Source organism: Streptomyces sp. NPDC001606 (genome assembly GCF_053596835.1).
Map to the genome: position 1 here is coordinate 39,251 of NZ_JBSFHC010000019.1, position 23,498 is coordinate 62,748.

At 71.2% G+C, this 23,498-nt stretch carries 31 protein-coding genes and 1 pseudogene; 13 read left to right on the forward strand and 19 right to left on the reverse strand.

Going from position 1 to position 23,498, the window contains the following annotated elements; translation table 11 throughout:
- Nucleotides 1-79: 79 nt before the first annotated feature.
- A pseudogene (locus ACWCV9_RS28865) lies at nucleotides 80-1,048 on the reverse strand (pectinesterase family protein); the annotation flags it as partial.
- Between the two features lie 190 nt (nucleotides 1,049-1,238).
- Complete coding sequence (locus tag ACWCV9_RS28870; protein WP_450790879.1) at nucleotides 1,239-2,114, reverse strand: NmrA/HSCARG family protein; 876 nt, start codon at nucleotides 2,112-2,114, stop codon at nucleotides 1,239-1,241.
- Between the two features lie 160 nt (nucleotides 2,115-2,274).
- Here ACWCV9_RS28870 and ACWCV9_RS28875 point away from each other — a divergent pair, with 160 nt between their 5' ends.
- Nucleotides 2,275-2,778 (forward strand): MarR family winged helix-turn-helix transcriptional regulator, encoded by a 504-nt coding sequence (locus tag ACWCV9_RS28875; RefSeq protein WP_385845522.1) that lies wholly within the window; start codon nucleotides 2,275-2,277, stop codon nucleotides 2,776-2,778.
- A 9-nt stretch (nucleotides 2,779-2,787) separates the two neighbouring features.
- On the opposite strand, the gene ACWCV9_RS28880 is transcribed toward ACWCV9_RS28875, so the two are convergent.
- The 6 genes from ACWCV9_RS28880 to ACWCV9_RS28905 form a co-directional block, all read right to left on the reverse strand.
- The gene (locus ACWCV9_RS28880; protein ID WP_450790881.1) at nucleotides 2,788-4,236 is read right to left on the reverse strand and encodes a HAMP domain-containing sensor histidine kinase; all 1,449 of its coding nucleotides are present in this window, start codon (nucleotides 4,234-4,236) and stop codon (nucleotides 2,788-2,790) included.
- On the reverse strand, nucleotides 4,233-4,967 hold the full coding sequence (locus ACWCV9_RS28885; protein ID WP_385845524.1) for a response regulator transcription factor: 735 nt from the start codon (nucleotides 4,965-4,967) through the stop codon (nucleotides 4,233-4,235). The genes ACWCV9_RS28880 and ACWCV9_RS28885 overlap by 4 nt, the downstream gene beginning before the upstream one ends.
- Before the next feature lie 81 nt (nucleotides 4,968-5,048).
- A complete protein-coding gene (locus tag ACWCV9_RS28890; RefSeq protein WP_385845525.1) occupies nucleotides 5,049-5,303 on the reverse strand; it encodes a hypothetical protein in 255 nt (84 codons plus the stop codon).
- Between the two features lie 29 nt (nucleotides 5,304-5,332).
- Nucleotides 5,333-6,349 carry a S1C family serine protease gene (locus tag ACWCV9_RS28895; protein ID WP_450790883.1) on the reverse strand — a complete coding sequence of 339 codons (1,017 nt, stop codon included), beginning with the start codon at nucleotides 6,347-6,349 and terminating at the stop codon, nucleotides 5,333-5,335.
- Between the two features lie 118 nt (nucleotides 6,350-6,467).
- Entirely contained in the window at nucleotides 6,468-7,493 is a 1,026-nt protein-coding gene (locus ACWCV9_RS28900; RefSeq protein WP_385845527.1) for a LacI family DNA-binding transcriptional regulator, read from the reverse strand.
- A gap of 96 nt (nucleotides 7,494-7,589) precedes the next feature.
- Nucleotides 7,590-8,369, reverse strand: coding sequence for a response regulator transcription factor (locus ACWCV9_RS28905; protein WP_385845528.1), 780 nt, complete (start codon nucleotides 8,367-8,369; stop codon nucleotides 7,590-7,592).
- Nucleotides 8,370-8,563: 194 nt separating this feature from the next.
- Between ACWCV9_RS28905 and ACWCV9_RS28910 the strand changes: the two genes are divergently transcribed.
- Genes ACWCV9_RS28910 through ACWCV9_RS28920 form a run of 3 tightly spaced genes read left to right on the forward strand, consistent with a single transcriptional unit; the run spans nucleotide 8,564 to nucleotide 10,917 of the window.
- Nucleotides 8,564-9,415, forward strand: coding sequence for an alpha/beta hydrolase (locus ACWCV9_RS28910; protein WP_450790886.1), 852 nt, complete (start codon nucleotides 8,564-8,566; stop codon nucleotides 9,413-9,415).
- A 46-nt stretch (nucleotides 9,416-9,461) separates the two neighbouring features.
- Nucleotides 9,462-9,716 carry a MoaD/ThiS family protein gene (locus tag ACWCV9_RS28915; RefSeq protein ID WP_450790888.1) on the forward strand — a complete coding sequence of 85 codons (255 nt, stop codon included), beginning with the start codon at nucleotides 9,462-9,464 and terminating at the stop codon, nucleotides 9,714-9,716.
- 4 nt (nucleotides 9,717-9,720) lie between these two features.
- A complete protein-coding gene (locus ACWCV9_RS28920) occupies nucleotides 9,721-10,917 on the forward strand; it encodes a hypothetical protein (RefSeq protein WP_450790890.1) in 1,197 nt (398 codons plus the stop codon).
- Nucleotides 10,918-11,007: 90 nt separating this feature from the next.
- Here ACWCV9_RS28920 and ACWCV9_RS28925 read toward each other — a convergent pair whose 3' ends face one another.
- A complete protein-coding gene (locus tag ACWCV9_RS28925) occupies nucleotides 11,008-11,253 on the reverse strand; it encodes a hypothetical protein (RefSeq protein ID WP_450790891.1) in 246 nt (81 codons plus the stop codon).
- Nucleotides 11,254-11,398: 145 nt separating this feature from the next.
- Nucleotides 11,399-11,890 carry a DUF3515 family protein gene (locus ACWCV9_RS28930; RefSeq protein WP_450790893.1) on the reverse strand — a complete coding sequence of 164 codons (492 nt, stop codon included), beginning with the start codon at nucleotides 11,888-11,890 and terminating at the stop codon, nucleotides 11,399-11,401.
- A 118-nt stretch (nucleotides 11,891-12,008) separates the two neighbouring features.
- On the opposite strand from ACWCV9_RS28930, the gene ACWCV9_RS28935 reads away from it, so the two are divergent.
- Nucleotides 12,009-12,581, forward strand: coding sequence for a TlpA family protein disulfide reductase (locus ACWCV9_RS28935; protein ID WP_450790895.1), 573 nt, complete (start codon nucleotides 12,009-12,011; stop codon nucleotides 12,579-12,581).
- Nucleotides 12,582-12,587: 6 nt separating this feature from the next.
- On the opposite strand, the gene ACWCV9_RS28940 is transcribed toward ACWCV9_RS28935, so the two are convergent.
- Nucleotides 12,588-13,559 (reverse strand): ArsR family transcriptional regulator, encoded by a 972-nt coding sequence (locus ACWCV9_RS28940; RefSeq protein ID WP_450790896.1) that lies wholly within the window; start codon nucleotides 13,557-13,559, stop codon nucleotides 12,588-12,590.
- Between the two features lie 117 nt (nucleotides 13,560-13,676).
- Between ACWCV9_RS28940 and ACWCV9_RS28945 the strand changes: the two genes are divergently transcribed.
- A complete protein-coding gene (locus ACWCV9_RS28945; RefSeq protein ID WP_385845535.1) occupies nucleotides 13,677-14,072 on the forward strand; it encodes a hypothetical protein in 396 nt (131 codons plus the stop codon).
- Between the two features lie 82 nt (nucleotides 14,073-14,154).
- Here ACWCV9_RS28945 and ACWCV9_RS28950 read toward each other — a convergent pair whose 3' ends face one another.
- The 4 genes from ACWCV9_RS28950 to ACWCV9_RS28965 form a co-directional block, all read right to left on the reverse strand.
- Nucleotides 14,155-14,445, reverse strand: coding sequence for a DUF1416 domain-containing protein (locus ACWCV9_RS28950; RefSeq protein WP_385845536.1), 291 nt, complete (start codon nucleotides 14,443-14,445; stop codon nucleotides 14,155-14,157).
- 36 nt (nucleotides 14,446-14,481) lie between these two features.
- The gene (locus ACWCV9_RS28955; protein WP_450790899.1) at nucleotides 14,482-15,327 is read right to left on the reverse strand and encodes a sulfurtransferase; all 846 of its coding nucleotides are present in this window, start codon (nucleotides 15,325-15,327) and stop codon (nucleotides 14,482-14,484) included.
- Between the two features lie 145 nt (nucleotides 15,328-15,472).
- Nucleotides 15,473-15,553: an Ms5788A family Cys-rich leader peptide gene (locus tag ACWCV9_RS28960; RefSeq protein ID WP_350751515.1), complete on the reverse strand. Its 81-nt coding sequence runs from the start codon at nucleotides 15,551-15,553 to the stop codon at nucleotides 15,473-15,475.
- 202 nt (nucleotides 15,554-15,755) lie between these two features.
- On the reverse strand, nucleotides 15,756-16,499 hold the full coding sequence (locus ACWCV9_RS28965) for an LmeA family phospholipid-binding protein (protein ID WP_450790900.1): 744 nt from the start codon (nucleotides 16,497-16,499) through the stop codon (nucleotides 15,756-15,758).
- Between the two features lie 132 nt (nucleotides 16,500-16,631).
- On the opposite strand from ACWCV9_RS28965, the gene ACWCV9_RS28970 reads away from it, so the two are divergent.
- Nucleotides 16,632-16,895, forward strand: a complete 264-nt coding sequence (locus ACWCV9_RS28970; RefSeq protein WP_385845539.1) for a DUF3099 domain-containing protein — start codon at nucleotides 16,632-16,634, stop codon at nucleotides 16,893-16,895.
- 4 nt (nucleotides 16,896-16,899) lie between these two features.
- Here the strand turns inward: ACWCV9_RS28970 and ACWCV9_RS28975 are convergent, their stop codons facing one another.
- The gene (locus ACWCV9_RS28975; protein WP_450790902.1) at nucleotides 16,900-17,262 is read right to left on the reverse strand and encodes a DsrE family protein; all 363 of its coding nucleotides are present in this window, start codon (nucleotides 17,260-17,262) and stop codon (nucleotides 16,900-16,902) included.
- A 219-nt stretch (nucleotides 17,263-17,481) separates the two neighbouring features.
- Between ACWCV9_RS28975 and ACWCV9_RS28980 the strand changes: the two genes are divergently transcribed.
- Both ACWCV9_RS28980 and ACWCV9_RS28985 read left to right on the forward strand, forming a co-directional pair.
- Entirely contained in the window at nucleotides 17,482-18,324 is an 843-nt protein-coding gene (locus ACWCV9_RS28980) for a helix-turn-helix domain-containing protein (RefSeq protein WP_450790904.1), read from the forward strand.
- On the forward strand, nucleotides 18,306-18,587 hold the full coding sequence (locus ACWCV9_RS28985) for a DUF397 domain-containing protein (RefSeq protein WP_450790906.1): 282 nt from the start codon (nucleotides 18,306-18,308) through the stop codon (nucleotides 18,585-18,587). Before ACWCV9_RS28980 ends, ACWCV9_RS28985 begins: the two co-directional genes overlap by 19 nt.
- Before the next feature lie 14 nt (nucleotides 18,588-18,601).
- Here the strand turns inward: ACWCV9_RS28985 and ACWCV9_RS28990 are convergent, their stop codons facing one another.
- Together ACWCV9_RS28990 and ACWCV9_RS28995 are read right to left on the reverse strand one after the other, a co-directional pair.
- Nucleotides 18,602-19,006, reverse strand: a complete 405-nt coding sequence (locus ACWCV9_RS28990) for a hypothetical protein (protein WP_450790908.1) — start codon at nucleotides 19,004-19,006, stop codon at nucleotides 18,602-18,604.
- Nucleotides 19,007-19,142: 136 nt separating this feature from the next.
- Nucleotides 19,143-19,661 carry a SixA phosphatase family protein gene (locus ACWCV9_RS28995; RefSeq protein ID WP_450790910.1) on the reverse strand — a complete coding sequence of 173 codons (519 nt, stop codon included), beginning with the start codon at nucleotides 19,659-19,661 and terminating at the stop codon, nucleotides 19,143-19,145.
- Nucleotides 19,662-19,964: 303 nt separating this feature from the next.
- On the opposite strand from ACWCV9_RS28995, the gene ACWCV9_RS29000 reads away from it, so the two are divergent.
- The 3 genes from ACWCV9_RS29000 to ygfZ are packed head-to-tail and all read left to right on the forward strand — an operon-like array spanning nucleotide 19,965 to nucleotide 21,970.
- The gene (locus tag ACWCV9_RS29000) at nucleotides 19,965-20,540 is read left to right on the forward strand and encodes an FABP family protein (protein WP_385845544.1); all 576 of its coding nucleotides are present in this window, start codon (nucleotides 19,965-19,967) and stop codon (nucleotides 20,538-20,540) included.
- A 16-nt stretch (nucleotides 20,541-20,556) separates the two neighbouring features.
- Complete coding sequence (locus tag ACWCV9_RS29005; protein ID WP_385845545.1) at nucleotides 20,557-20,994, forward strand: Fur family transcriptional regulator; 438 nt, start codon at nucleotides 20,557-20,559, stop codon at nucleotides 20,992-20,994.
- A gap of 10 nt (nucleotides 20,995-21,004) precedes the next feature.
- Entirely contained in the window at nucleotides 21,005-21,970 is a 966-nt protein-coding gene (gene ygfZ / locus ACWCV9_RS29010) for a CAF17-like 4Fe-4S cluster assembly/insertion protein YgfZ (RefSeq protein ID WP_450790913.1), read from the forward strand.
- A gap of 14 nt (nucleotides 21,971-21,984) precedes the next feature.
- Here ygfZ and dtd read toward each other — a convergent pair whose 3' ends face one another.
- Entirely contained in the window at nucleotides 21,985-22,410 is a 426-nt protein-coding gene (gene dtd, locus ACWCV9_RS29015; protein ID WP_450790914.1) for a D-aminoacyl-tRNA deacylase, read from the reverse strand.
- Nucleotides 22,411-22,567: 157 nt separating this feature from the next.
- On the opposite strand from dtd, the gene ACWCV9_RS29020 reads away from it, so the two are divergent.
- Nucleotides 22,568-23,164, forward strand: coding sequence for an RsiG family protein (locus ACWCV9_RS29020; RefSeq protein WP_385845548.1), 597 nt, complete (start codon nucleotides 22,568-22,570; stop codon nucleotides 23,162-23,164).
- Nucleotides 23,165-23,498: the final 334 nt, after the last annotated feature.

Consider the following 23,498-nt stretch of genomic DNA (forward strand, 5'->3'; position numbering starts at 1 on the left):
CCGGGGCGTGACCGAACACCGCGAAGCGGCCGGGGAGTCGAGCGGGCCCCGGCCGCTTCCCCCCGCGGCGGCGGATGCCTCAGGAAGCCGACGGCGTCCAGCCGCCCAGCCAGTCCGCGATCTCCTGGCCGGCCGCCTGGGCGTCCGTCAGCTGGGGGCGGTCGGCGCTCGCCGGGCCGGAGCCCGCGCCGGTGTTCCGGTACTCGGCGAAGCGGGCGTTCCTCCAGGAGAAGCCGCTCATGTCGGTCCACGGGGTGGTCTTGATCGCGGCGCTCAGCGAGGTGTTGCGGACCGTGGTCTGCGGGACGAGGGAGGCGTCGCCGCCGGCGTGCCAGGGGCGGCCCAGGTAGAAGCTGCGGTCGGAGACGTCGCCGGTCACCGCGGAGTCGGCGATGAGGAAGCCCTTGCGGTCCGCGGCGGTCGACGGCGCGGTGACGAACCCGGCCGAGGAGCCGTCCCACCGCTTCTTCAGGGTGATCACCGACTTCTCGATCACCGCGGTGGCGCGGCCGAAGATGAAGTCGACGTTGCCGACGACGTACGAGTTGGTCATGTAGACGCGGCCCAGCCGCTCTTTGGCCGCGGTGTCCAGCAGCAGGGTGTCCTGGTCGCCGCTGACGACGATCCCGTCCAGGAGGACCCGGTCGGCGGCGGTGCGCAGGGCCACCGCCTGCTGGGCGATGTCCTGGTGGGCGCGTTCGTCGAAGTCGTTGGCGACGGTGAGGTTGCGGGCCTGGAAGTCGTCGGCCTCCACGGCGACGGTGGCGCTGCCGCCGGTGCCGTACGTCCCGGACCCGTCCGGCTTCCGCGTGCCGGCCGCGTTGTTGTAGACGATCACGGTGTCCTTGCGGCTGCCGCCGGTGCCCTGGATCGTGAGGTGCGGCTTGTTCGCGGGCACCTTCACCGTCTCCCGGTAGGTGCCCGGAGCCACCTTGATCACCACCCGGGAGGGGTTGTTCGCGGGTACGGCGTCCACGGCGGCCTGCACGGTCCGGTACTGGCCGGAGCCGTCCTGGGCGACGGTGAGCGTGGTGGCTGCCGCCGCGGCGGAGGCCTGCTGGGGAAGGGCGCCGAGCAGGCCGCAGGCGAGGGCGCTGCCGAGGACGGCGGCGAGAGGCGCGAGTGCCTTGCGGCTTCGGGTGCTGCTGCTGGTGCGGGTGGGCTGGGACGGCATGGCCACTCCGGTCGGTCGGGGGTGTGGTGCCCCCGGGTCGTCGCCGGCCGGAGGAAGGTTGCCGCTAGCTGCCGAGCAGTTCCGGCCAGTTCGCGCTCGCGGCCCACTCGCTGAAGGTGTGCCAGCCGACCTCGGGATAGGTGCGGCGCAGCGCCGCGGTGTCCACGTCGAGGCCGGGGTCGGCGAAGTAGGCGAACATGGCCGCGAGGTCGGCGGAGTGGCTCCGGACGTACTCCAGGGGCACCTCGTGGTGGGTGATCGGGCGGCCGGTGGCGGTGGTGAGGGCTGCGGCGATCTGCGCGGGTGTGCACATGTCGGAGGCGAGGTCGATCCGGCGGCCGGTGAACTCCGCGCGGCGGTGCAGGACCAGTGCGGCGAACGCGCCGATGTCGGCGGCTGCGACGAGGGCGACCGGGCGGTCGGCGGGCATGGGCCAGCCGAAGGTGTTCTCGCGCAGCCCTTCGAGGGTCCAGCCGCCGGTGTAGTTGTCCATGAACGCGGCCGGGGCGATCACCGTCCAGGGCAGTCCGGAGGCGGCCAGGTGCTGTTCGATCAGCTGCTTGCTGTCGTAGTGCGGGATGCCGGTGCCGCGGTCGGCGTGCGTCGCGGAGGTGAGGACGACATGGCCGAGGCGGGCGGCCGCGGCGGCGTCGACGAGCGTACGGCCCTGCCGCACCTCGGTGTCGGTGTCGGTGCCGAAGGGGGTGGTGACCGCGAAGAGCGCGTCGGCGCCGGCGAGGGCGGCGTCGAGGGAGGCGCGGTCGTCGAAGTCGGCGTACCGGACGTCGGCGCCCAGGCTCCGCAGGGCCTCGGCGGCGGGGGAGGAGGGGGTGCGGGTCAGCGCGCGGACGGGCCGGCCAGCGGCCAGCAGGGCGCGGGCGGTGGCGCCGCCCTGGACTCCGGTGGCGCCGGTCACGGCGACGGGGGCGGTGCTGGACATGGGTGTGCCTCCGAAGGGGTGGCGGTAGGATCGGCAGCAGTTAGCTGCGTGGCGCATTTACTGCGTCGCGCAGCAGACTAACGGAGATTGCTGCGCGGCGCAGTGAATTGATCGGCGCAGTGAATGGATCGGCCGGGCGACCGGCTGCGGGAGGTGGCCCATGACCGACAAGCCGGACAAGCCGACCGACGACGGGCAGCGGGACCGGCTGCTCGAGGAACTCGGCACGGAATCCCGCCGCTATCTCGCGGCCTACGTCCTGTTCAACCAGGCCGTCGCCGACCATCTCGGCCTGCACCCCACCGACGTGCAGTGCCTGAGCCTGCTGACGGCCGAACCGGAACCGCTCACCGTCCGCCGGATCGCCGACCTGACCGGCCTCACCACCGGCTCGGCCACCCGCCTGGTGGACCGGCTGGAGCGCAGCGGCTATGTCGTCCGCACCCCCGACCCGCAGGACCGGCGCCGAGTCCTGGTCGCCCCGGTCCCGGACCGCCTCGCCCGGCTCGGCGCCCTCTGGGGCGACCTCAGGCAGCGCTGGCAGACCGTCTTCGACGACAACACCGCCGAGGAACTGGAAGTGATCATCCGGCACATGCGCCGCTCCAACGACGTCAGCCGCGCCCAGATCCGGTACCTGCGCGAGCTGCCGAAGGCGGACTGACCGCCGCCCTCACACCGTCTCCGGCGGCGGCACCGGGGCCCCCGGCAGCCGTACCGTCGCCACCGTGCCCGCGCCGTCCGCCGCGCGGGTCAGCGTGACCTCGCCGCCCGCCTGCCGGACCGTGCGGGCCACGATGGACAGGCCGAGGCCGGAGCCGGGCAGGGCGCGGGCGCTGGGGGAGCGCCAGAAGCGGTCGAAGACGTGCGGGAGTTCGTCCTCGGGGATGCCGGGGCCGTGGTCGCGCACGGTCAGTACGCCGTCGGCGAGCCGCACCTCGACCGTGCCGCCCTCGGGGCTGAACTTCACCGCGTTGTCCAGGATGTTGACGACCGCCCGCTCCAGCGCGGAGGGCTCCGCCCGGACGTACCAGGGCTCCAGGTCCGAGGTGATCGTCAGCTCCGGGCCGCGCAGCCGCGCCCGGCGCAGGGCGGCCTCGACGGTGTCCTGCAACGACACCACCTGCACCCGCTCCCCGCGCTGGCTCTCCGCGCGGGACAGTTCCTGGAGGTCGCCGATCAGCGAGGACAGCTCGGTCATCTGCGCCTTCACCGAGGCGAGCAGGGCCTTGCGGTCGGCAGGCGGGATCGGCCGGCCGGTCTCCTCGCTGCGGGTGAGCAGCTCGATGTTGGTCCGCAATGACGTGAGCGGCGTGCGGAGTTCATGGCCGGCGTCGGCGATCAGCTGCTGCTGGAGGTCCCGGGAGCTGGCCAGGGAGGCGGTCATCGAGTTGAAGGACCGGGACAGCCGGGCCACCTCGTCCTCGCTGTCGTCCTCCACCGGGATGCGGATGGTCAGGTCCTCGGTCCGGGCCACGTGCTCGACGGCCTCGGTGAGCTTGTCGACGGGCCGCAGCCCGGCACGGGCCACCGCGAGACCGGCGGCGCCGGCCCCGACGACTCCTATGCCGGAGACGAGGAGCAGGACGAGGGCGAGGTCCTTGAGCGTCTTCTCGGTGTTCGCGAGCGGGACGGCGATGAGCACGCCCACATTGGGGCCGCGTCCGCCGCTCTCGGTCGCGGTCGGCCCGATGGCGCGGGTGAGCACGCGCAGCACGTTGCCCTGCGCGTCGGTGCCGTTGCGGAAGTAGATCTTGCCGAGGTCCAGCGCCTTGATCTCGGCCCGGTCGGCCGGGGTGACCCTGATCCGGCCCGACGCGCCCCCGAAGAGGCAGACCCTGCCGTCCTCGGTGACCACCTGGGAGTACCGGTCCTTGAAGAACCCGGTCGAGGTCGGCGAGTCGGTGCAGTTCTGCAAGGTGAACTGGAGCTGGTCCAGCTGTGTGCTGCCGCGCAGCGACTTCTGGAGGTCGGCGTCCAGCTGGTCGTACAGCTTCCCCTGGACGATGAACCACGCCGTCATCGACACCGCCGCCACCGCGAACGCCACCGCCGCCGCGACCAGCATCGCCAGCCGGGCCCGGATCGGCAGCGCCCGATAGCGGCGCAGCAGCCTCCTCACTCGGCCCCGCCCTGGCGCAGGACATAGCCCACGCCCCGCACGGTGTGCACCAGGCGCGGCTCGCCGCCCGCCTCGGTCTTGCGGCGCAGGTACATGACGTAGACGTCGAGGGAGTTGGAGGACGGCTCGAAGTCGAAGCCCCACACGGCCTTCAGGATCTGCTCCCTGGTGAGCACCTGGCGCGGATGTGCCATGAACATCTCCAGCAGGGTGAACTCGGTGCGGGTCAGTTCCACCGGGCGGCCGCCCCGGGTGACCTCCCGGGTCGCGAGGTCCATGCGCAGGTCGCCGAAGGTCAGCGCCTCGTCCTCCTGCGCCTCGGCGGACACGGCGGCCGCGTAGGAGCTGCGGCGCAGCAGCGCGCGGATGCGGGCGAAGAGTTCGTCCAGCTCGAAGGGTTTGACGAGGTAGTCGTCCGCGCCCGCGTCCAGGCCGGTCACCCGGTCGCCCACGGTGTCGCGGGCGGTGAGCATGAGGATCGGGGTGGTGTCGCCCGCGCCCCGGATGCGCCGGGCGGCGGTCAGGCCGTCCATGCGGGGCATCTGGATGTCGAGGACGACCAGGTCGGGCCGGTAGGCCTGGGCCTTCTCCAGGGCGTCCGCGCCGTCGACGGCGACCTCGGTGCCGTACCCCTCGAAGGCGAGGCTGCGCTGGAGCGCCTCGCGTACGGCCGGCTCGTCGTCGACGATCAGGATGCGCTGGGGGTCACGGTCGCCTTCGGCGGGGCTCATCGCTCGCGGTTCCTCAAGGGTGGTGGGCGGACGGATGCCTCTCAGCGTGCCATGGGCGCGGACGTGACGGCCGGGACCGGCTCAGGTCCGGACCACGCTCAGCCGGTTCAGCGGAACCTTGCGGCGGTGGGTGCGCACCGCCGGGGTGCGCAGGCCCATCAGCTGCGGCACGGCCGCCGGTACGACCTCGGGGGCGCGCTGCGCCGTCGGTACAGCCTCGGGGGTGCGCGGCGCGGGGATGGCCGGCGGGTGCAGCTCGTGTGCGATCGCCAGGGCCAGGGTGAGGGCGTCGGGGCCGGTGGCCGGTGCGCCGGTGTGCGAAATGTGCTTGATCATGACGTGCTCCCAGCCGACTCGTGGAGTCGTTAGCTCTGTGCGCCCGACCGCAGCTTGGCCAGGTCGGACTTGACCGTGTTGACGGGGATCGCGAAGCCGAGCCCGACGCTGCCCGCGTCCGAGGACGAGGAGGCCTGGGAACTCGACGAGTACATCGCGGAGTTGATGCCGATCACATGACCGCTCGCGTCGATCAGCGCGCCACCGGAGTTGCCGGGGTTGAGCGAGGCGTCGGTCTGGATGGCCTTGTAGGTGGTGGTGGAGGAGCCGGTGTCGCCGTTGAACTGGCGGCCGCCGAACTCGAACGGCCACTGGCCGTCGCCGCCCTGCCCCTGGCTCTGGCCCTGGCTCTCGTCGGTGGAGACGGTGACGTCCCGGTCGAGGGCGGAGACGATGCCGCTGGTGACGGTGCCGGTCAGGCCCTCGGGGGAGCCGATCGCGACGACCGTGTCCCCGACCTGGACCCCGCGGGAGTCGCCGAGGCTCGCGGCCTTCAGCCCGGAGGCGCCCCGGAGCTTGATCAGTGCGAGGTCCTTGGAGCTGTCGGTGCCGACGACGTCGGCGGTGTAGCTCCGGCCGTCGCTGGTGCGCACCCTGATCGACTGCGCGCCGGCGATGACGTGGTTGTTGGTGACGATCTCGCCGCCCGAGGTGATGACCACACCGGAGCCGGTGGAGGTGCCGTTGTCCAGGGTGGCGTTGATCTCCACCACGCTCGGGCTGACGGCGGCGGCGATGGCGGCCACGTCCCCCCGCTTGCCGGTGGGCACCACGGTGGTGCTGGTACCGGCGGAGGCGACCGTGTCCGTACCGGTCAGCTCTTGGAAGGCGTACGCCGTGCCGCCGCCCACCGCGGCCGCGACGATCGCGACCGCCGCGAGCAGGGCGAACGGTCCCCGGGTCCGCTTGCCGCGGTGCGGGCCGGACGCGGTGGGCCCGTCCTCCGGCCGGTGCGGCGGCGGAGGCGGCCACTCGGGGTTCACCGGAGCGGAGTGAGAGGAGAAGGGGGAGTGGGACTGCTCGAAGGTGCCCTGGCTCTCGGTCATGACAGAAGCCTCCCCTGCGACCATGAGAGCTTCCTGAGTGCTCCCTGAGAAGCCCGGCAGAACCTTGTTTGTCCGATATAAAGACGGACCCCTGGGCGCCCTGCCGGGACGCGTCCGGCTACGACTCGCAGCCGCAGCTCGTCCGTACCACCAGCCGGGACGGGAACGTCTTCAGCCGCTCCCGCCGCGACCCGGGCACCCGCAGACCGTCGTCCAGGACGAGGTCGACGGCCGCGCGGGCCATCGCCGAGCGGTCCGAGGCGACCGTGGTCAGCGGCGGGTCGGCGAGCGCGGCCTCCTTGATGTCGTCGAAGCCGGCCACCGCCAGCTCGCCCGGCACGTCGATGCGCAGCTCGCGCGCGGCCCGCAGCAGACCGATCGCCTGGTCGTCGGTGGAGCAGAAGATCGCCGGCGGGCGGCGCGGCCCGGCGAGCACCTCCAGGCCCACGCGGTAGGCGTCGTAGCGGTTGTACGGCGCCTCGAACAGCCGGCCCTCGGTGGACAGGCCCGCCTCGGCCATGGCCCGCTTCCAGCCCTCGACGTGGTCGGAGACCGGGTCGCCGACGGCCGGGGTCTCGGCGGTGCCGCCCAGACAGGCGACGTACTCGTGGCCGTGCTCCAGCAGATGGCGCACGGCGAGCTGGGCGCCGCCCAGGTCGTCCGTGACCACGGCGACGTCGTCGATGGCCTCCGGCCGCTCGTGCAGCAGCACCACCCGGGCGTCCCAGGCGTCGATCTCGGCGGCGGCCAGGTCGTTCAGGGCGTGCGAGACGAGGATGAGGCCCGAGACGCGCATGCCGAGGAAGGCGCGGAGGTAGTGGACCTCGCGTTCACCGATGTAGTCGGTGTTGCCGACGAGGACCATCTTTCCGCGCTCGGAGGCGGCCTGCTCGACCGCGTGCGCCATCTCGCCGAAGAAGGGCTGGCGGGCGTCCGGGATGATCAGGCCTATGAGGTCCGTGCGGCGCGAGGCCATCGCCTGGGCGACCCGGTCGGGCCGGTACCCCAGTTCCTTGATCGCGGCGAGGACACGCTCGCGCGTGGCCGGGGCGACCGGCCGGGGTCCGTTGTTGATGACATAACTGACGACGGCGGTGGAGGTTCCAGCCAGCCGTGCCACATCATCCCGAGTCACCTTGGCCACGCGCGGAGTCTACGCGGATTGACCCAGTTCGGGCAGGGTGTATCTCACGCCGGATGTGCGGAAGCAACGTCCGCACCGGCGCCCCGCCACCCCGTCCTAGGCCTCCGCGTGGACCTCGGCGCCGCTGCGGACGGCGGATGCGTCCGCATCGTCGGCCTTTGCCCGGCCGGCCTTGGCCTTCGCCTCCTCGGCGGCCCGCTCCACCTTCTCCGGGGTAACGAATCGGTAACCCACGTTCCGGACCGTGCCGATCAGCGACTCGTGCTCCGGGCCGAGCTTGGCGCGCAGCCGCCGTACGTGCACATCCACCGTCCGGGTGCCGCCGAAGTAGTCATAGCCCCACACCTCCTGGAGGAGCTGGGCGCGGGTGAAGACCCGGCCCGGGTGCTGCGCGAGGTATTTCAGCAGCTCGAACTCCTTGAAGGTGAGGTCGAGGACCCGGCCCTTGAGCTTGGCGCTGTACGTCGCCTCGTCCACCGAGAGGTCACCGTTGCGGATCTCCATCGGGGAGTCGTCGTTGACGATCTGCTGGCGGCCCATGGCGAGCCGCAGCCGCGCCTCGACCTCGGCCGGACCCGCCGTGTCCAGCAGGACGTCGTCGATGCCCCAATCGGCGGTGACGGCGGCGAGGCCGCCCTCGGTGACGACCAGGACCAGGGGGCAGCCGGGGCCGGTGGAACGCAGCAGCTGGCACAGGCTCCGGACCTGCGGCAGGTCGCGCCGGCCGTCGACGAGGATGACGTCGGCACCGGGGGTGTCGACCAGGGCGGGGCCCTCGGCCGGGGCCACCCGGACGTTGTGCAGCAGAAGTCCCAGTGCGGGCAGGACCTCTGTCGACGGCTGGAGGGCGTTGGTCAGGAGCAGCAGAGAACTCATACGTCTGGTTCCTCCTCGGTCCCTGCGAGGACGTGTGCGGACGGGCACTGCTCTGCGATCCCGAAGGCCCCGTACACCGGCGGTTCCCCCCGGCCTTCACCAGGGGTTTCCCACTTCGTATACAACGCTTCCGAAAGCACAAAAGGACCCGGGGGCTTCGCTGCCCGAGTCCTCTGCCCAGCAGAATAGCCCACATGAGCAACCGTCCGGCAGGTCATGTGGCGCGTTCCACCGTTCGTCCGAATGGCGAGACGGGCGGACGGGGCCCTATCCGGACGTATCTGACCACGGCCGATGGCATTGCGATCGATTCCGTATACAACCCGGGCACGGTCGTATACGAAACCCCGCCGGACACCTCCGCTCCATCCCCCGATGGCCTGGCGTTCGTCATCGCCCACGGCTTCACCGGGGACGTGGACCGCCCGCATGTGCGACGGGTGGCCGGCGTCCTCGCCCGGTACGGCGCGGTCGTCACCTTCTCCTTCCGCGGCCACGGCCGCTCCGGCGGCCGCTCCACGGTCGGCGACCGGGAGGTGCTGGACCTGGCCGCCGCCGTCGACTGGGCCCGCGCGCTCGGCCACCCGCGGGTGGTGAGCGTCGGCTTCTCCATGGGCGGCTCGGTGGTCCTGCGCCACGCGGCCCTGCACCCGGGCACGGTCGACGCGGTGGTCTCGGTCAGCGCGCCCGCCCGCTGGTACTACCGGGGCACCGCCCCCATGCGCCGGCTGCACTGGCTGGTCACCCGCCCCGAGGGTCGGCTGGTCGGCCGCTACGGGCTGCGCACCCGCATCCACCACCGCGACTGGGACCCGGTGCCGCTGTCCCCGACCGAGGCGACCCGCCGGATCCCCCCGACCCCGCTGCTGATCGTGCACGGCGACCGCGACGGCTACTTCCCCCTCGACCACCCCCGCATGCTCGCCGAGGCGGCCGGGGAGCTGGGAGAACTCTGGATCGAGCCGGGCATGGGCCACGCCGAGCACGCCGCGGACGACACCCTGCTGACCAGGATCGGGGTCTGGGCCGCGGCGAAGGCGGGCTAGCCTGACAGCACTCTTATTTCTTTCTTGCCGTCGATTGAGGAACCAGATGCCCAAGGTCACGGTGCGCTATTGGGCCGCCGCCAAGGCCGCGGCCCAGGTCGCCGAGGAGCCGTACGAGGCGGAGACGCTCGCCGAAGCGCTCGCCGCCGTACGCGCCCACCACCCCGGCGAACTCACGCGCGTGCTCCAGCGATGCTCCTTCCTCGTCGACGGCGATCCCGTCGGGACCCGCTCGCACGAGTCGGTACGGCTGGCCGAGGGCGGCACGGTCGAGGTGCTCCCGCCGTTCGCAGGAGGGTGAGGCGATGAGCGACCAGCCGTATCAGGGCGGCCCGTACGAGGGCTACGACCCGTACCAGCAGCAGCAGTGGCCCGGATCCCACGCGGCCCCCGGGTCCGGGTACGACCAGCAGCAGCCCGGCTACGACCCCCAGCTCACCCAGCAGTGGCAGGGCCAGACCTGGGACACCCAGACGCACGCCCCGCTCCAGATGCCGGCACAGGCGGCGGAGCCGGCGTACCAGCCGCAGCACCAGCAGTACGACTACGACTACGGCTACCAGCAGCAGCACTACACGGACCCCTACGCCCCGCAGCAGGCCCAGCAGGCCCAGCAGGCCGCCCAGCCCGCCTGGGAGCCGCAGCCGGAGCCCCCGGCGCAACCGGAACCGGAACCGGTGGCCGATGTGGCCGATGCCGAGGGCGCCCCGACCTACGGCCCCGCCACCCTCGCCGGCAACACCCGGATAAAGGACAACCAGCGGGCGCGCCTGGAGGGCCGTTCGCCGATCATCGAGCCCGGTATGCAGCCGGCGGCGCTCACCGCGGTGCTCGGCCTGCTGCTGGCCGCCGCGGCGCCGGTCGCCTCCTACGCGCTCGTCGCCCCCCTGGTGATCCTCCAGGCGGTGACGGCGGCCGGCTGGTTCCGGCTGAACGGCATGTGGCCGGCCCGGCAGGGCATCGCGCTGGCCTTCCTGGGCGGCCTGGTCGCCGACGCGGCCGTCCTGCTGTCCGGGCGCGGACACGCCCCCGCCGCGATCCTCGGCACCCTCGGCGTCTGGGTGCTGCTCTGCCTGGTCCTCCAGCTGCGCTCGCACGCGGACCCGGACGAGCGGATGTACGGCCTGATGGCGACCGTCGTCTCGGCGGCCCTCACCGTGGTCGCGACCGGCTACCTCGGCGCCGGGGCGCACGCGGTGTCGGTGGGCGCGGCCTCGGTCGCGGTCGCGGTCCTGGCCCGTGCCCTGCCGCTGCCCACCCCGGCGTCGGTGGTGGTCGCGCTGCTCGCGGCGGCCGGCGCGGGCATCGCGGTCGGCGACATGACCGGATTGGGCACGAAGGGCGCCCTGCTCGGCGCGGCCGCGGGCGCCTGCGCCCTGATCGGCCACCGGGCCGCCTCCTACGACTACCCCTCCCGCTTCGTCCACTTCACCGCGGGCGTGGCCCTGCCGCTGTCGGCGGCGGCGCCGGTGGTGTGGGTGCTGGGGCGGGCGCTGGGCTAGGTGTACTCGGCCGGGAGGTTGTTGAAACGCCCGCTACCGGTTGCGATATGCCTCGCGCAGGGCCGTCCGTGATCGCGGTCGCTCTCGCCATCAATCCGGCAGGGCGGCCGAGTTGGCGCGTCGGCGCAGGATCTCCTGGTAGTCCTCTTCCGTGAGCTGCCCGTTCAGCACTGCGGAGGCCAGCACGTCTGCCGTGTTGTCCTGGTGGTCGGGCAGAGTGTGGGCGGGATCCGCGTCCCGCTCCTCCAGCGGCCAGGCTGCGACGGTGGCCAGCATTTCTTCTCGGCTCATCCGCCCCGCTGCGTAGTCGGCGAGATAGCTGCGCAGTGATGTCATCGAGAGTCTCCTCAGCGGCTGCCTCGTGGCGTTGCGTGGCTCACCTTCCTGGGGTGGCGCAGGGCGGTGAGCCAAGTGATGAAGTCGGGCTGTGCGTGACGGCCGGCATGGTCAACTTACCGCTGTTCGCGGCGATATACGCGTCTCACTTGTCCAGGCAGTGATCGGCCTGTCGGATCGGGGTGACCAGGTCCGACAGGTCGACCAGGGCCGTGTCGGTTTTGCCGGCGGTGAAGAAGGCCACCTGGGTCGCGGGGGTGCGGCCGTAGGTGACGATCACCTTTCGGGAGGCCGTGGACTGCTTCTCGTCGATCACCCAGTCCACCCCGTTCACCGAGAAGCACGCGTCCTGTGTCGGGCCAGGGGGAGTCACTCCGCAGCGCAGGACGACGTCGCGGTTGCCCCACACCACCACCCCCCGTACCGCGGTGGAGCGGCGGTCCAGGTCGGCGAGGCGGTCGGGGGCCTTGTCGGTGATGGTCCGGCAGGGCGCCGCACCGGCGAAGGGGCCCGGGGTCAGGCCCGCGTCGGCACGCCGGTCGTGGACGAGGTATTCGGTCGCCCCGGCCGCTGCGGACAGCAGGGCGAGAGCGGTCAGCGCCAGGACGCTGCGGCGCGGGCGTAAGGACGACGGCACGGCTTTCCCCTCCGGATGTACCAAGTGCTCCGCCTCACCGTAGAGGGCCCGCTGCAACGGCTGTCCGCCCGGGGAGCAGAATGATCGGCACGGGTGCCAGGGGAAAAAGGGGGAAGCCATGGTCGCCACCGGTGTCCGGTATGTGCTCGTCGCCGTTGCCGCCTGTCTGGTTCTCGCGGGGTGTTCGACGCCCGCGCCTCTCGGTGACACCAGTCCCGGGGATCCCCTGACCTCCGCCTTCGCCGAGGGGAAGCGGCCGGCGGCGCCGGATCTGACCGGGCCCGCGCTGGACGGACACACCGTGCGCCTCTCCGACTACCGGGGGAAGGTCGTGCTGGTCAACGCGTGGGCGTCCTGGTGCAGGCCGTGCCAGGCGGAGGCCGGGGAACTGCGCAGGATCGAGAAGCGGTGGGCGGGCCGCGGTGTGCAGCTCCTCGGGCTGAACCGGGACGACGGGGTCGCCGCCGCGCTCGCCTTCCAGCGCGCGCACGGGCTGTCGTACCCCTCGATCCACGACCCCGCCGGGAAGCAGGCCCTGCGGCTGCCGCGCGGCATGGTCCCCCAGTCCATCCCGTACACGCTGGTCGTCGACCCCTCCGGGCACATCGCCGCCTGCCGCCTGGGAGAGGTGACCGAGGAGGAGATGGACAAGGTCATCGCCGCCGTGGCCACGGGGAGGAGCAAGTCCTAGCCGTGCTCAGGGCCGGTCCGCGCCGCCTGTCAGCAGGGTGCCCAGGGCGGTGCGTTCGTGGCGGACCGCGCGGCCGGCGCGGACCGTGTCGATCAGGCCCGCGGCGCGCAGCGCGGCCGCGTGGGTGGAGGCCGCGCCCAGGCTGATGCCGAGGTGGCCGGCGAGTTCGCTGGTGCTCAGGGGATAGCCGAGGAGGCGCAGGGTCTGCGCCCGGGTGGTGCCGAGGACCGGCGCGAGCACGTCCTCGCCGACGGCCGAGGGCATCAGCGGGATGCCCGGACCGGCCGGGTAGACCACCAGCAGCGGCTCCTGCGCCCGCTCGGCGACCAGCGGCGCACCGGTCCAGTGGAAGGTGGGCAGCAGCACCACACCACGGCCGGCGGGCGCCACCTGCCACCGGTAGGGCGCGTCGATCTCCCAGTGGCCGTCGGCCAGCCGGGACCCCGGACAGAGCCGGGTCAGCGCGCCGACGACCCCGTGCTCGGCGGTGTTGAGGGCGTACCGGGCGTACTCGGCGGAGTGCAGGGCCGCCACCCGGGGCCAGGACGCGTGGAGTACGGCCCGGTAGGCGTCCTGGAACCCCTGGCAGACCAGTTCCCGGCAACCGGGGTCGCCCTGGGCCAGGTCGCGCACCCAGTGGGGCACCGGCCCCTGCCCCTCCTGCCGTGCCCACGCCCCTTCGAGGCAGACGCGCAGCTGGCCGGCGGGTACGGCCCGCACCACGTCCAGGGCGCTCGGCAGGTCCGGGCTGACCGGGTCCAGGAGGGCCGGGCCGCGGTACGGCGTGAGCAGGTCCCACAGCGGACGGGTGGAGGCGGGCAGCCGCTGCCGCACCCCGCGCCGCCACCGGCCGAACGTCTGCTCCGAGTCCGGGCGCCGCAGCATCATCAACGCGAGCTTGAGTTCGACCAGCGGTGCCGGCTGCGGCACGAACCGGATCCGTGCGAGGTCCTCTCCGGACAACTCGATGCGCAGCATGCCCAACCCCCCCGTTGGCAAGCCTTTTGGTCAGCGGAGAAAGGATGGCCCCGCCACCCCTGCCGCGCCAGGCTGAGTTCGCGCCACTCACCGGCGCCTTACCTGGAGGGGCACCACATGAGGATCAGATTCGGGCGCCGGGCGGCGATGGCCGTGACGGCCGCCGCGATGAGCATCGGTGCGATCGTGACGACAGCGGGGAGCGCCTCGGCCTCTGACCCCGTGAAGCTCACCACCAGCAACTGGGTCGGCATCTACAGGAGCCCGAACACGACGAACGGCAAGATCGGCTGGCCCGACCTCGCCCCCGGCGCCTGGATCTACGCCAACTGCTGGACGAGGGGCGAGCAGATCGGCACCTGGGGCAACACCTGGTACCAGGTGAGCGAGGTCGACTACTCAGACGGCGTGGGCTGGCGGTTCGTCGGCGGCACCGCCTACACCTTCGCCGGGTACGTCGACAACAACGCCCACAGCGTCGACCGGGATCCCTTCATCCCGCAGTGCCGCTGACATGGCGGAGGGCCGCACCCCCACTGGCGTCCAACCCAGGGGTGCGGCCCTCCGACCGTCACGGGACCCGTCGACCGGGACCTCAGACCGCGATGGCGACCTCGGCCAGCGCGCCCTGCTCCGCCACGACGACCGTACGGTCGGCCGTGCCGCCGGGGACGAGCGCACGGACGGTCCAGGTGCCCTCCGCGGCGTAGAAGCGGAACTGACCGGTCGCCGAGGTCGGGACCTCGGCGGTGAACTCGCCGGTCGAGTCGAGCAGCCGGACGTAGCCCGTCACCGGCTCGCCGTCGCGGGTCACCTGGCCCTGGATCGTGGTCTCACCGGGCTTGATCGTGGAAGCGTCCGGGCCACCGGCCTTCGCACCGCACATGTCGAACTCCTTGAGGGGTAAAGGTCGTGGCCTGGGTTACTTGTTGGCGCCCAGCTCGATCGGCACGCCGACGAGGGAGCCGTACTCGGTCCAGGAGCCGTCGTAGTTCTTGACGTTCTCGACGCCGAGCAGCTCGTGCAGCACGAACCAGGTCAGGGCCGAGCGCTCACCGATGCGGCAGTAGGCGATCGTGTCCTTGGCGAGGTCGACCTGCTCCTCGGCGTAGAGGGCCTTCAGCTCCTCGTCCGACTTGAAGGTGCCGTCGTCGTTGGCGTTCTTCGACCACGGGATGTTCCGCGCGGACGGGACGTGGCCCGGGCGCTGCGACTGCTCCTGCGGCAGGTGGGCCGGGGCGAGCAGCTTGCCGGAGAACTCGTCGGGCGAGCGGACGTCGACCAGGTTCTGCGAGCCGATGGCGGCGACGACGTCGTCACGGAAGGCGCGGATCGAGGTGTCCTGGGCCTTCGCCTTGTAGTCGGTCTTCGGGCGCTCGGGAACCTCGTCGCCGGCGACCAGCTCGCGGGCGTCCAGCTCCCACTTCTTGCGGCCGCCGTCGAGCAGCTTGACGCTCTCGTGGCCGTAGAGCTTGAAGTACCAGTAGGCGTACGACGCGAACCAGTTGTTGTTGCCGCCGTAGAGGATCACCGTGTGGTCGTTGGCGATGCCCTTCTCCGACAGGAGCTTCTCGAAGCCCTCCTGGTCGATGAAGTCACGGCGGACCGGGTCCTGGAGGTCCTTGGTCCAGTCGATGCGGATCGCGTTCTTGATGTGGTTCTTCTCGTAGGCGGACGTGTCCTCGTCCACCTCGACGATGGCGATGGTCGGGTCGTCCAGGTGCTCCTGGAGCCAGTCGGCGTCGACCAGGACGTCGCTGCGGCTCATGCTCTTCTCCTCCGGGGCAGTCGCGGCGGGGCGTGCGAATGTGCGGGGGCGCGGCGCGCCCGTGAGCGGGCGGCGCGCGATCGCCCTTGAGCAGGGCGGTCGCCCTTCGACAGGGCGGGGGTGATGCGGAAGTCGGGACTTTCGCTCAGAAGGGGCGACAGAGCATGGCGGCAACGCGGCACAGGTCCACTGCCCGCCGCTTGGTGAGATCCGCCTGTCGCTTCATGGCCCCGATCGTAGGGACGTCCGGGCGCGCGTGTCACCGGTGTGTCATATCGCGAGACGCGATCGTCCGAATCCCGGGACGCTTGAGCCCGTTCGGGCTGCTCCACCCCGCATCTGGCACTCGTCCGGGTGACAGCGGGCTACTGAACGGACGACACCGTCTCGCCCCTCGGACAGAAGCCGTCCACGACGGCCTCCGGGTCCTACCCCGCCAGCTTGACGTCCGAACCCTTCACGCTGATCCGTACGCCGTCCTCGGCGGCCTGCACCTTGTCCAGCGTGATGCCGCCGGGCAGCCGGTCGATGGCCTGCTGGAAGTCGGTGATGTTGCGGATGCGGTTCTCGGCGAGGGAGACGGCCGCCAGCTTGGGCAGCGAGTCGGCGTGCACCTCGACCTTGTTGTCCGCCACGGTCACGCTGCTCAGCACGGACACCGTCCGGTTGATCGGCACGGACAGGAAGCTGCCGGTCACTCGCACCGCGACCTTGATCTTCCCGTTGCCGCCGTCGGACAGCCCCACGACCTTCGCCTCGATCCCCGGGGCGACCTCGGTCGGCTGCGACTTGGCGGTCCTCAGCAGCTCGGCGTAGGAGATGGTCGCCGTACCGGTCGCGCTGGAGGCGGTGGCGGAGCTGTAGTCGCCGGAGAAGGAGACGCCCTTCATGTCCGCCTGGAGGTCGTCGATGCGGATCGTCTTGCCCGCGGTGCCGGTCTGGGCCTCGTAGTTCTTGATCCCGACGTGCACGTCGTCCAGCGAGCCGCTCGCGACCTGGGTCAGGAAGGGGAAGCCGTCGATGCTGACGTCCGGGGTGGTGGCCAGGTTCTCCGTCGACTTCAGCTTGTCGGCGGCCTCGCCCTCCGCGAAGTGCACGGCGATCCGGTCCGCGATCACGAACAGCCCGCCCAGGATCACGACGATGATCAGCAGTATTCGCAGGGCGCGCATGTGGTGTTTCCCCCGGGGTCGGCGTTGGTCGTCGGCGCTGTGGACGCGCACGCCACGGTAACTCCGTCGGCCCGTCGCACGCCGTGATTGTCGATCAGTTGTGACAGCCCCGCCCCGGCCTACCCTGGACCTATGTACGCGCGACGGCGCCACATCTACTTCGCCATGATGGGCACGTGCATCGGGCTCTTCGTCCTGGCCTGGGCGGTCGTACGGCTCTGGTCGATCCCGGCGGCCGTGGGTATGTGCGTGTTCGCCATGGTCATCCCGCCCGTGGCCGCGATGATCGCCAACCGCCGGGGCCCGGAGGACCGCTGGTGGGACGACCCCTCCGGCGATCCCCAGTCCGACGAGTGGTGGGACGAGCTGGACGGCAAGAAGCGCCCCCGGCAGTGAGCGGTCAGTAGACGAGCGCCTGCACGCCGTCCCCGAGCGCCTCCTGTACGAAGACCTGCGCGCCGGCGATCCGAACGCCCTCGATGACGTCCTTCTCCGTGATCTCGCGCCGCGCGGCGCACTGCGTGCACAGCGTGATCCGTCCGGCCGCCAGGATCGCCTCGATCAGATCCGGCAGCGGCGCCGCGTGCGGCAGCTCGAACTCGGCGGCCCGCCCCGGCAGCGCGAACCAGGACGACTCCCCGGTCAGCCACAGCGACACCTCGACCCCACTGGCCACGGCCACGGCGGCGACGGTGAAGGCCTGCGAGCAGCGTTCGGGGGCGTCCGCCCCGGCCGTCACCTTGATCACGAGCTTCTTGGTCATACCGGCAGCGTAGCCGCGAGGGGCAGGGTGGCCGGATCCGTTCCCAGCGGTTTTGCGCCTTTCCTCACTGTCTATACGGAATGCGCCAGTTGCACTACTCTGCGTGTTCCTGGGCTGGTACGAGGATGGCCCGGCGCGGAGGCGGATACGGGCGGAACGGGCGCTCCTTCCATGGCGGGCGGCCCATATTCCACAAATTCCACAAGCAGGGAGGGCGCGGTGCCGCAGCGGAGGGCGATCACGGGTCGCAGTCAGGAACCGAGGGTGCGGTTCGCGGAGGAGCTGCGGTTACTGCGGGCCGAGCGGGGGGTGAGCCTGCGGGCGCTGGCGGAGGTGCTGGGGTGGGATTCCTCGCTCCTCGGCAAGATGGAGCACGGCCATACGCTGGGCGGCCCGGAGGTGGTGCAGGCGGCGGACCAGTACTACGGCACGGGCGACAAGTTGCTCACGCTGTGGGAGTTGGCGGTGGCCGACCCCATGCAGTTCCGGGAGGCGTATCGGCCGTACATGCTGCTGGAGGCCGAGGCGGTGAGCGTGTGGCATTACGGCGGCAGCGTTCTGCACGGTCTGCTGCAAACCCGCGAGTACGCCCGTGAGTTGCTCGCAGCAGGTGGCCTCAGTGGAGATGAGCTGGAGCAACAAGTCGAAGCTCGTCTCGGTCGCCAGAGCGTGCTGGACGGCGACTATGCACCGCCGTTTCGAGCCATTCATTCCGAGGCGGTGCTGCGGAACTCGCTGTCGGACCCTCAGAAGTGGCGGCGCCAGCTGGGGCACCTGGCGATGCTCTCGGAGCGCTTGAACGTCACCCTCTACGTGGTGCCGTTCGGTGCCGGGCTGCACGGGCTGATGGACACCGCAGTCACCTTCCTGCGGCTTCCGAACGGCCGTACCGTGGCCTATCTGGAGAGCGCCGTACAGGGCGAACTCGTCCAGGAAGTAAGCGAGGTTGAGGACTTGCAGCGCAGATATGATGCGATTCGTGACGCGGCCCTCGACCCTGCTGCATCACGGATGTTCATCTTGCGGATGTTGGAGGAAGCGCCATGCGATCCATCGAGCTGAGCACCATCACGTGGCGCAAGAGCAGCTACAGCAACCAGGACGGCGGCCAGTGCGTCGAAGTCTCGGACCAGCTCCTCCACACTGCCGACTGGCGCAAGAGTAGCTACAGCAACTCGGACGGCGGCGCCTGCGTCGAAGTCTGCGACGGCCTCCTCCACACCGCCGTGCGGGACAGCAAGGACACCACCCGCACCCCCCTGCTGATCGGCGCTGGCGCCTGGGCCGCCTTTGTGGGCGGGGTCAAGCAGGAGGGTGCGCTGTAGCCCACGGCGGAGCCTCACGCGTCGAGGGCGGCGGTGATCTTCGCGGTCATCGCGGTGAGGGCCGGGCCGGGCTCGCCCTTGTGGGCCTTGGTGCCCGCCTCGACGGCGACGAGGATGGTGCTGCGGAAGTTGTCCGCCTCGGCCGGGTCCTGCTTCTTCAGGACGTGCATCGTGGTGGTGAGGGCGGGCAGCACGTGGTCGGCGATCTCGGCGGCCGACTTGCCGCCCAGGTCCTTGATCTTTCCCTTCTCGGCGAGGACGTGGCCGACCTCGCCGGTCGCGGCCATGAGGGCGAGGACGCCGTGGGTGGCGACCTTGTGCGGGGAGCCGGCGGCGTCGGCGGCGGCCAGGAGTGCGATGGCGCCGTGGGCGGCGGTGCGGAGGGTGTCCTTGTCCTGGGCGGTGAGGGCGAGAGACATGGTGTGGGCTCCTTCAGGGGGTTTTTCCTGCGGTCTTGCTGACAGGAAGAAGCCTGCGCCCCGCCGGTTTCACGGCGCCCTCACCGCGCTTTCAGCCGCCCGGCCGCGATGAAAGCCCGTGAAAGCGGACGGCGTCCTATGCGTGCGGGGTCCAGAAGGCGGCCAGCCGTCCGACGCCGTGCTCGACGGCCTTCCACGAGCCGTTGAAGGTGAGTACGGCGATCGAGGAGGTGGGGAAGCCGCTGCGGTTCATCCGGGCCAGGAGGTCACCGTCCGCCTCACCCGCGAGGGCGTCGGCGAGTGCGTGCGTGCCCGGGTTGTGCCCGATGAGCGCCAGGTCGGTGACCTCGTCGGAGATCTCGTTCAGGCAGGCGATCAGCTCGCCCAGCGACGCCTCGTACAGGCGGTCGTCGTACACGGTCCGGGGCCGCTCCGGCAGCTCGGCCCCCGCGAGCTTCCATGTCTCGCGGCAGCGGGCCGCCGTCGAGCACAGGGCCTGGTCCGGGGTGATGCCGGTGCCCGCGAGCCAGCGGCCGGCGACGGGGGCGTCCTTGCGGCCGCGGTCGGCGAGGGGACGCTCGTGATCGTCGCCGTCGTCCTGCTCGGCCTTGGCGTGGCGGAAAATCACTACACGGCGGGTGATGTCGGTACTCATGGCACCGCATCCTGCCGCGCGGGACCGGCCCGGGCCGGGGCGGCGGTGCGGATTCAGCCGTACGGGTCAGACGCGACCCTCGCCCCTGGTCGGCCCACCTCGCAGGGAGAGGCCGGGCCCGGCCGCGTAAGCTGGGATCCGGCCTCTGTGTACCTACGCTCACCCCGCTCAAGGAGCACCCGTGGAGACTTTCTTCGAAGCACTGCTGATCCTGGTCTGCGTCGGCGTGCTCGCCTTCGCCGGTCTGACCGTGAAGAAGCTGTACCAGGGCCAGCGCTGAACCACCGCTAGGAATCGCCTCTCATGATCGAGATCCCGTCCGACCTGCACAAGGACCTCGTCCCGCTCGCCTTCCTGCTCGGCAACTGGGCCGGCGCGGGCGTGCACGACTTCCCCGGGTCCGAGAAGTGCAACTTCGGCCAGGAAGTCACCTTCAGCCACGACGGCCGGGACTTCCTGGAGTACCAGTCCCACACCTGGGTCCTGGACAACGACGGCAACAAGGTCCGCCCGCTGGAGTCGGAGCACGGCTTCTGGCGGATCGACGCCGACCGCAAGGTCGAGGTCACGATGACCCGCGACGACGGTGTCATCGAGATCTGGTACGGCGAGATGGCCCCGAAGAAGCCGCAGATCGACCTGGTCACGGACGCCGTCGCCCGGACGCCCGCCGCGCAGCCGTACACCGGCGGCAAGCGGCTGTACGGGTACGTCAAGAGCGACCTCATGTGGGTCGGCGAGAAGCAGACCCCCGAGGTCGAGCTGCGCCCGTACATGTCGGCGCACCTGAAGAAGGTCGTCACGCCGGAGGACGTCGAGCGCTGGGCGAAGGCCCTGCCCGACGACATGCCCGACGACGGCATCGCTTTCTTCCGTTAGTCCTAGACTTGCCGGTGTGGTGAGCACCGACTGGAAGAGCGACCTCAGGCAGCGCGGCTACCGGCTGACGCCGCAGCGCCAGCTTGTCCTCGAAGCCGTGGACACCCTTGAGCACGCGACCCCCGACGACATCCTCGCGGAAGTGAGGAAGACGGCGTCGGGGGTCAACATTTCCACCGTCTACCGCACGCTGGAGCTGCTGGAGGAGCTGGGCCTGGTCAGCCATGCCCACCTCGGCCACGGTGCGCCCACCTACCACCTGGCCGACCGCCACCACCACCTGCACCTGGTGTGCCGGGACTGCGAGAACGTCATCGAGGCCGATGTCGCCGTCGCCGCCGAGTTCACCGCCAAGCTGCGCGCGCAGTTCGGTTTCGACACCGACATGAAGCACTTCGCGATCTTCGGCCGCTGCCAGGACTGTTCCCTGAAGGGTTCAAGTACCGCGTCGTAGGCTTGCGTACATGAAGAGCCCCCTGCTGTCCCTGCCCGGCGCCGTCTCAGCCGAGGGTGTGGACGAAGGCGTCGCCGCCCACTACGGCGACCTGTTCCGCGAGCAGCGCGCCCTCGCCGAGGGCAACGGTTTCGTCGACCTGTCCCACCGCGGGGTCGTCACCGTCACCGGCGAGGACCGTTTGAGCTGGCTGCACCTGCTGCTCACCCAGCACGTCAGCGAGCTGCCCGCCGGCCAGGCCACCGAGGCGCTGATCCTCTCCGCCCACGGGCACATCGAACACGCCCTGTACCTGGTCGACGACGGTACGACCGTCTGGGCGCACGTCGAGCCCGGCACCCAGGACGCGCTGCTGGCGTACCTGGAGTCGATGAAGTTCTTCTACCGGGTCGAGGTCGCCGACCGCACCGCGGACTTCGCGGTGGTCCACCTGCCCGCCGGGTCCATCGCCGAGGTGCCGGAGGGCGTCGTCGTACGCGAGACGCCGTACGGCCGTGATCTCTTCCTGCCCCGTGCCGACCTGGAGTCCTTCGCCGCCACGCACGGGCCCGCCGCCGGGATCCTCGCGCACGAGGCGCTGCGGGTCGAGCAGCACCGGCCCCGGCTCGGCTTCGAGACCGACCACCGGACCATCCCGCACGAGCTGGGCTGGATCGGTACGGCGGTCCATCTCCAGAAGGGCTGCTACCGGGGGCAGGAGACGGTCGCCCGGGTGCAGAACCTGGGCAAGCCGCCGCGCCGGCTCGTCTTCCTCCACCTCGACGGCAGCGAGGTGCACCTCCCGGCGCCGGGTACCGAGATCCGGCTCGCGGAGGAGGGCCCCGACGGCCGCAAGATCGGCTTCGTGACGACCTCCGTCCGCCACCACGAGCTGGGCCCGGTGGCCCTGGCCCTGGTCAAGCGGAACATCCCCCTCGACGCGCAGCTCCTGGCCGGAGAGACAGCGGCGGCCCAAGAGGTTGTGGTTGCGCCCTAAGGGAGAAGCTCGGACTAGATCTCCAGCAGCACCGTGAACGGGCCGTCGTTCGTCAGAGAGACCCGCATCTTCGCGCCGAAGCGGCCCGTCGCGACCGTCGCGCCCAGCGCTCTCAGCTGGGCCACCACCTCGTCCACCAGGGGTTCGGCGACGTCGCCGGGCGCCGCCGCGTTCCAGGTCGGGCGGCGCCCCTTGCGGGCGTCGCCGTACAGCGTGAACTGGCTGATGACCAGCAGCGGCGCCGAGACGTCACTGCACGACTTCTCGTCCTGGAGCATCCGGATCGACCACAGCTTGCGAGCCAGCTGTGCCGCCTTCTCCTTGGTGTCCTCGTGGGTCACGCCGACCAGGACGCACAGGCCCTCGCCCTCGATCGCGCCCACCGTCTCGCCGTCCACGACGACGCTCGCGCCGTCCACTCTCTGCACCACCGCACGCATGCGGACCATCATGCCGGGTGCCCGGCGGGCGTTCGCCGGGGGCCCATTATGGATCTCTTGACGCTGGTCTGGGCCGTTCGGGGGCACTCGGTCACGTAGTGCCCGGTTGGGGTGGCACCATGCTGTGCACCACCGGTCGAGGGGACGGTCAGAAGCAATGAGCACACCGAGCACCAGGGGGCGGCTGGGCCCGCAGGGCACGAGCTTCCGGCCGCCCGCCCCGCGAGGCGACGGCCCGGCCGAGCCCGCGCTGCCGGAGCCGCCCGAACCGGCCCGGCTGAGCCTGCCCGAACTGCGCGCGCTGCGCCGCGACGCCCAGCGGGACGAGGCCGACCTCAGCTATGTGCGGCGGCTGCTCCAGGGCCGGATCGACATCCTGCGCGCGGAGCTGGCCCGGCGCGGGCGGGCGGCCGTACCGGCGCCGAAGGACGCGTCCGTGGTGGAGCGGCTGCCGGAGATCCTCACCGACGCCCCGGCCCGGCAGCGCTCCTCGGCCCGCCATGTCACCCTCGGCACCCCGCACAACGAGGAGATCCGGGGGCTGGCCGCGGAGATGCTCGCCGAGGTCGAGCTGAGCGATCTCACCGCGCGGACCGATCTGGAGCTGACCGCGGCGATGGGCCGGTTGGTGCGGTACGAGCAGGAGGTGTCCCGGCGGCGGCAGCGGTTGCAGCGGACGACCGACGAGTGCAGCGGGGAGATCGCCCGGCGGTACCGGGAGGGCGAGGCGCAGGTCGACGACCTGCTGAGCTGAGAAAGGGCGCCGCCCTCGAGGCCGACGCCCTGTTCCGCTGTATCCGTAGCGTGCTGTTCAGTTGTGGCTGTGCGCGTCGTGTTCAGTTGTGGCTGTGCGGTGATGCCCTGTGCAGTTGTGGCTGTGCGGTCTGTTCGGTTGTGGCTGTGCGCTTCGGTGGCCGTCCCCTGTCCGGGTTCCCGGCTCCCCTCCGGAGGGGGAACCCGGTCGGCCAACCACTGGGAAGCTCGACCATGTCGGTTGAGTTGGCTGCCAACTCCACTGTACTTATCTCCGCGAATACCCGACTCATAACCAGCCTTCGGTGAACTGCCCTAAGTTGGCGGGAAGTTGT

What these genes read in the sequence shown, in the direction of transcription:
- ACWCV9_RS28870 (WP_450790879.1), bottom strand. Translation starts at nt 2,114, where the DNA reads ATGTCCAGCACCGCCCCCGTCGCCGTGACCGGCGCCACCGGAGTCCAG.
- ACWCV9_RS28875 (WP_385845522.1), top strand. Translation starts at nt 2,275, where the DNA reads ATGACCGACAAGCCGGACAAGCCGACCGACGACGGGCAGCGGGACCGG.
- ACWCV9_RS28885 (WP_385845524.1), bottom strand. Translation starts at nt 4,967, where the DNA reads ATGAGCCCCGCCGAAGGCGACCGTGACCCCCAGCGCATCCTGATCGTC.
- ACWCV9_RS28890 (WP_385845525.1), bottom strand. Translation starts at nt 5,303, where the DNA reads ATGATCAAGCACATTTCGCACACCGGCGCACCGGCCACCGGCCCCGAC.
- ACWCV9_RS28895 (WP_450790883.1), bottom strand. Translation starts at nt 6,349, where the DNA reads ATGACCGAGAGCCAGGGCACCTTCGAGCAGTCCCACTCCCCCTTCTCC.
- ACWCV9_RS28905 (WP_385845528.1), bottom strand. Translation starts at nt 8,369, where the DNA reads ATGAGTTCTCTGCTGCTCCTGACCAACGCCCTCCAGCCGTCGACAGAG.
- ACWCV9_RS28910 (WP_450790886.1), top strand. Translation starts at nt 8,564, where the DNA reads ATGAGCAACCGTCCGGCAGGTCATGTGGCGCGTTCCACCGTTCGTCCG.
- ACWCV9_RS28915 (WP_450790888.1), top strand. Translation starts at nt 9,462, where the DNA reads ATGCCCAAGGTCACGGTGCGCTATTGGGCCGCCGCCAAGGCCGCGGCC.
- ACWCV9_RS28920 (WP_450790890.1), top strand. Translation starts at nt 9,721, where the DNA reads ATGAGCGACCAGCCGTATCAGGGCGGCCCGTACGAGGGCTACGACCCG.
- ACWCV9_RS28925 (WP_450790891.1), bottom strand. Translation starts at nt 11,253, where the DNA reads ATGACATCACTGCGCAGCTATCTCGCCGACTACGCAGCGGGGCGGATG.
- ACWCV9_RS28935 (WP_450790895.1), top strand. Translation starts at nt 12,009, where the DNA reads ATGGTCGCCACCGGTGTCCGGTATGTGCTCGTCGCCGTTGCCGCCTGT.
- ACWCV9_RS28940 (WP_450790896.1), bottom strand. Translation starts at nt 13,559, where the DNA reads ATGCTGCGCATCGAGTTGTCCGGAGAGGACCTCGCACGGATCCGGTTC.
- ACWCV9_RS28945 (WP_385845535.1), top strand. Translation starts at nt 13,677, where the DNA reads ATGAGGATCAGATTCGGGCGCCGGGCGGCGATGGCCGTGACGGCCGCC.
- ACWCV9_RS28950 (WP_385845536.1), bottom strand. Translation starts at nt 14,445, where the DNA reads ATGTGCGGTGCGAAGGCCGGTGGCCCGGACGCTTCCACGATCAAGCCC.
- ACWCV9_RS28955 (WP_450790899.1), bottom strand. Translation starts at nt 15,327, where the DNA reads ATGAGCCGCAGCGACGTCCTGGTCGACGCCGACTGGCTCCAGGAGCAC.
- ACWCV9_RS28960 (WP_350751515.1), bottom strand. Translation starts at nt 15,553, where the DNA reads ATGAAGCGACAGGCGGATCTCACCAAGCGGCGGGCAGTGGACCTGTGC.
- ACWCV9_RS28965 (WP_450790900.1), bottom strand. Translation starts at nt 16,499, where the DNA reads ATGCGCGCCCTGCGAATACTGCTGATCATCGTCGTGATCCTGGGCGGG.
- ACWCV9_RS28970 (WP_385845539.1), top strand. Translation starts at nt 16,632, where the DNA reads ATGTACGCGCGACGGCGCCACATCTACTTCGCCATGATGGGCACGTGC.
- ACWCV9_RS28975 (WP_450790902.1), bottom strand. Translation starts at nt 17,262, where the DNA reads ATGACCAAGAAGCTCGTGATCAAGGTGACGGCCGGGGCGGACGCCCCC.
- ACWCV9_RS28985 (WP_450790906.1), top strand. Translation starts at nt 18,306, where the DNA reads ATGCGATCCATCGAGCTGAGCACCATCACGTGGCGCAAGAGCAGCTAC.
- ACWCV9_RS28990 (WP_450790908.1), bottom strand. Translation starts at nt 19,006, where the DNA reads ATGTCTCTCGCCCTCACCGCCCAGGACAAGGACACCCTCCGCACCGCC.
- ACWCV9_RS28995 (WP_450790910.1), bottom strand. Translation starts at nt 19,661, where the DNA reads ATGAGTACCGACATCACCCGCCGTGTAGTGATTTTCCGCCACGCCAAG.
- ACWCV9_RS29000 (WP_385845544.1), top strand. Translation starts at nt 19,965, where the DNA reads ATGATCGAGATCCCGTCCGACCTGCACAAGGACCTCGTCCCGCTCGCC.
- ygfZ (WP_450790913.1), top strand. Translation starts at nt 21,005, where the DNA reads ATGAAGAGCCCCCTGCTGTCCCTGCCCGGCGCCGTCTCAGCCGAGGGT.
- dtd (WP_450790914.1), bottom strand. Translation starts at nt 22,410, where the DNA reads ATGCGTGCGGTGGTGCAGAGAGTGGACGGCGCGAGCGTCGTCGTGGAC.
- ACWCV9_RS29020 (WP_385845548.1), top strand. Translation starts at nt 22,568, where the DNA reads ATGAGCACACCGAGCACCAGGGGGCGGCTGGGCCCGCAGGGCACGAGC.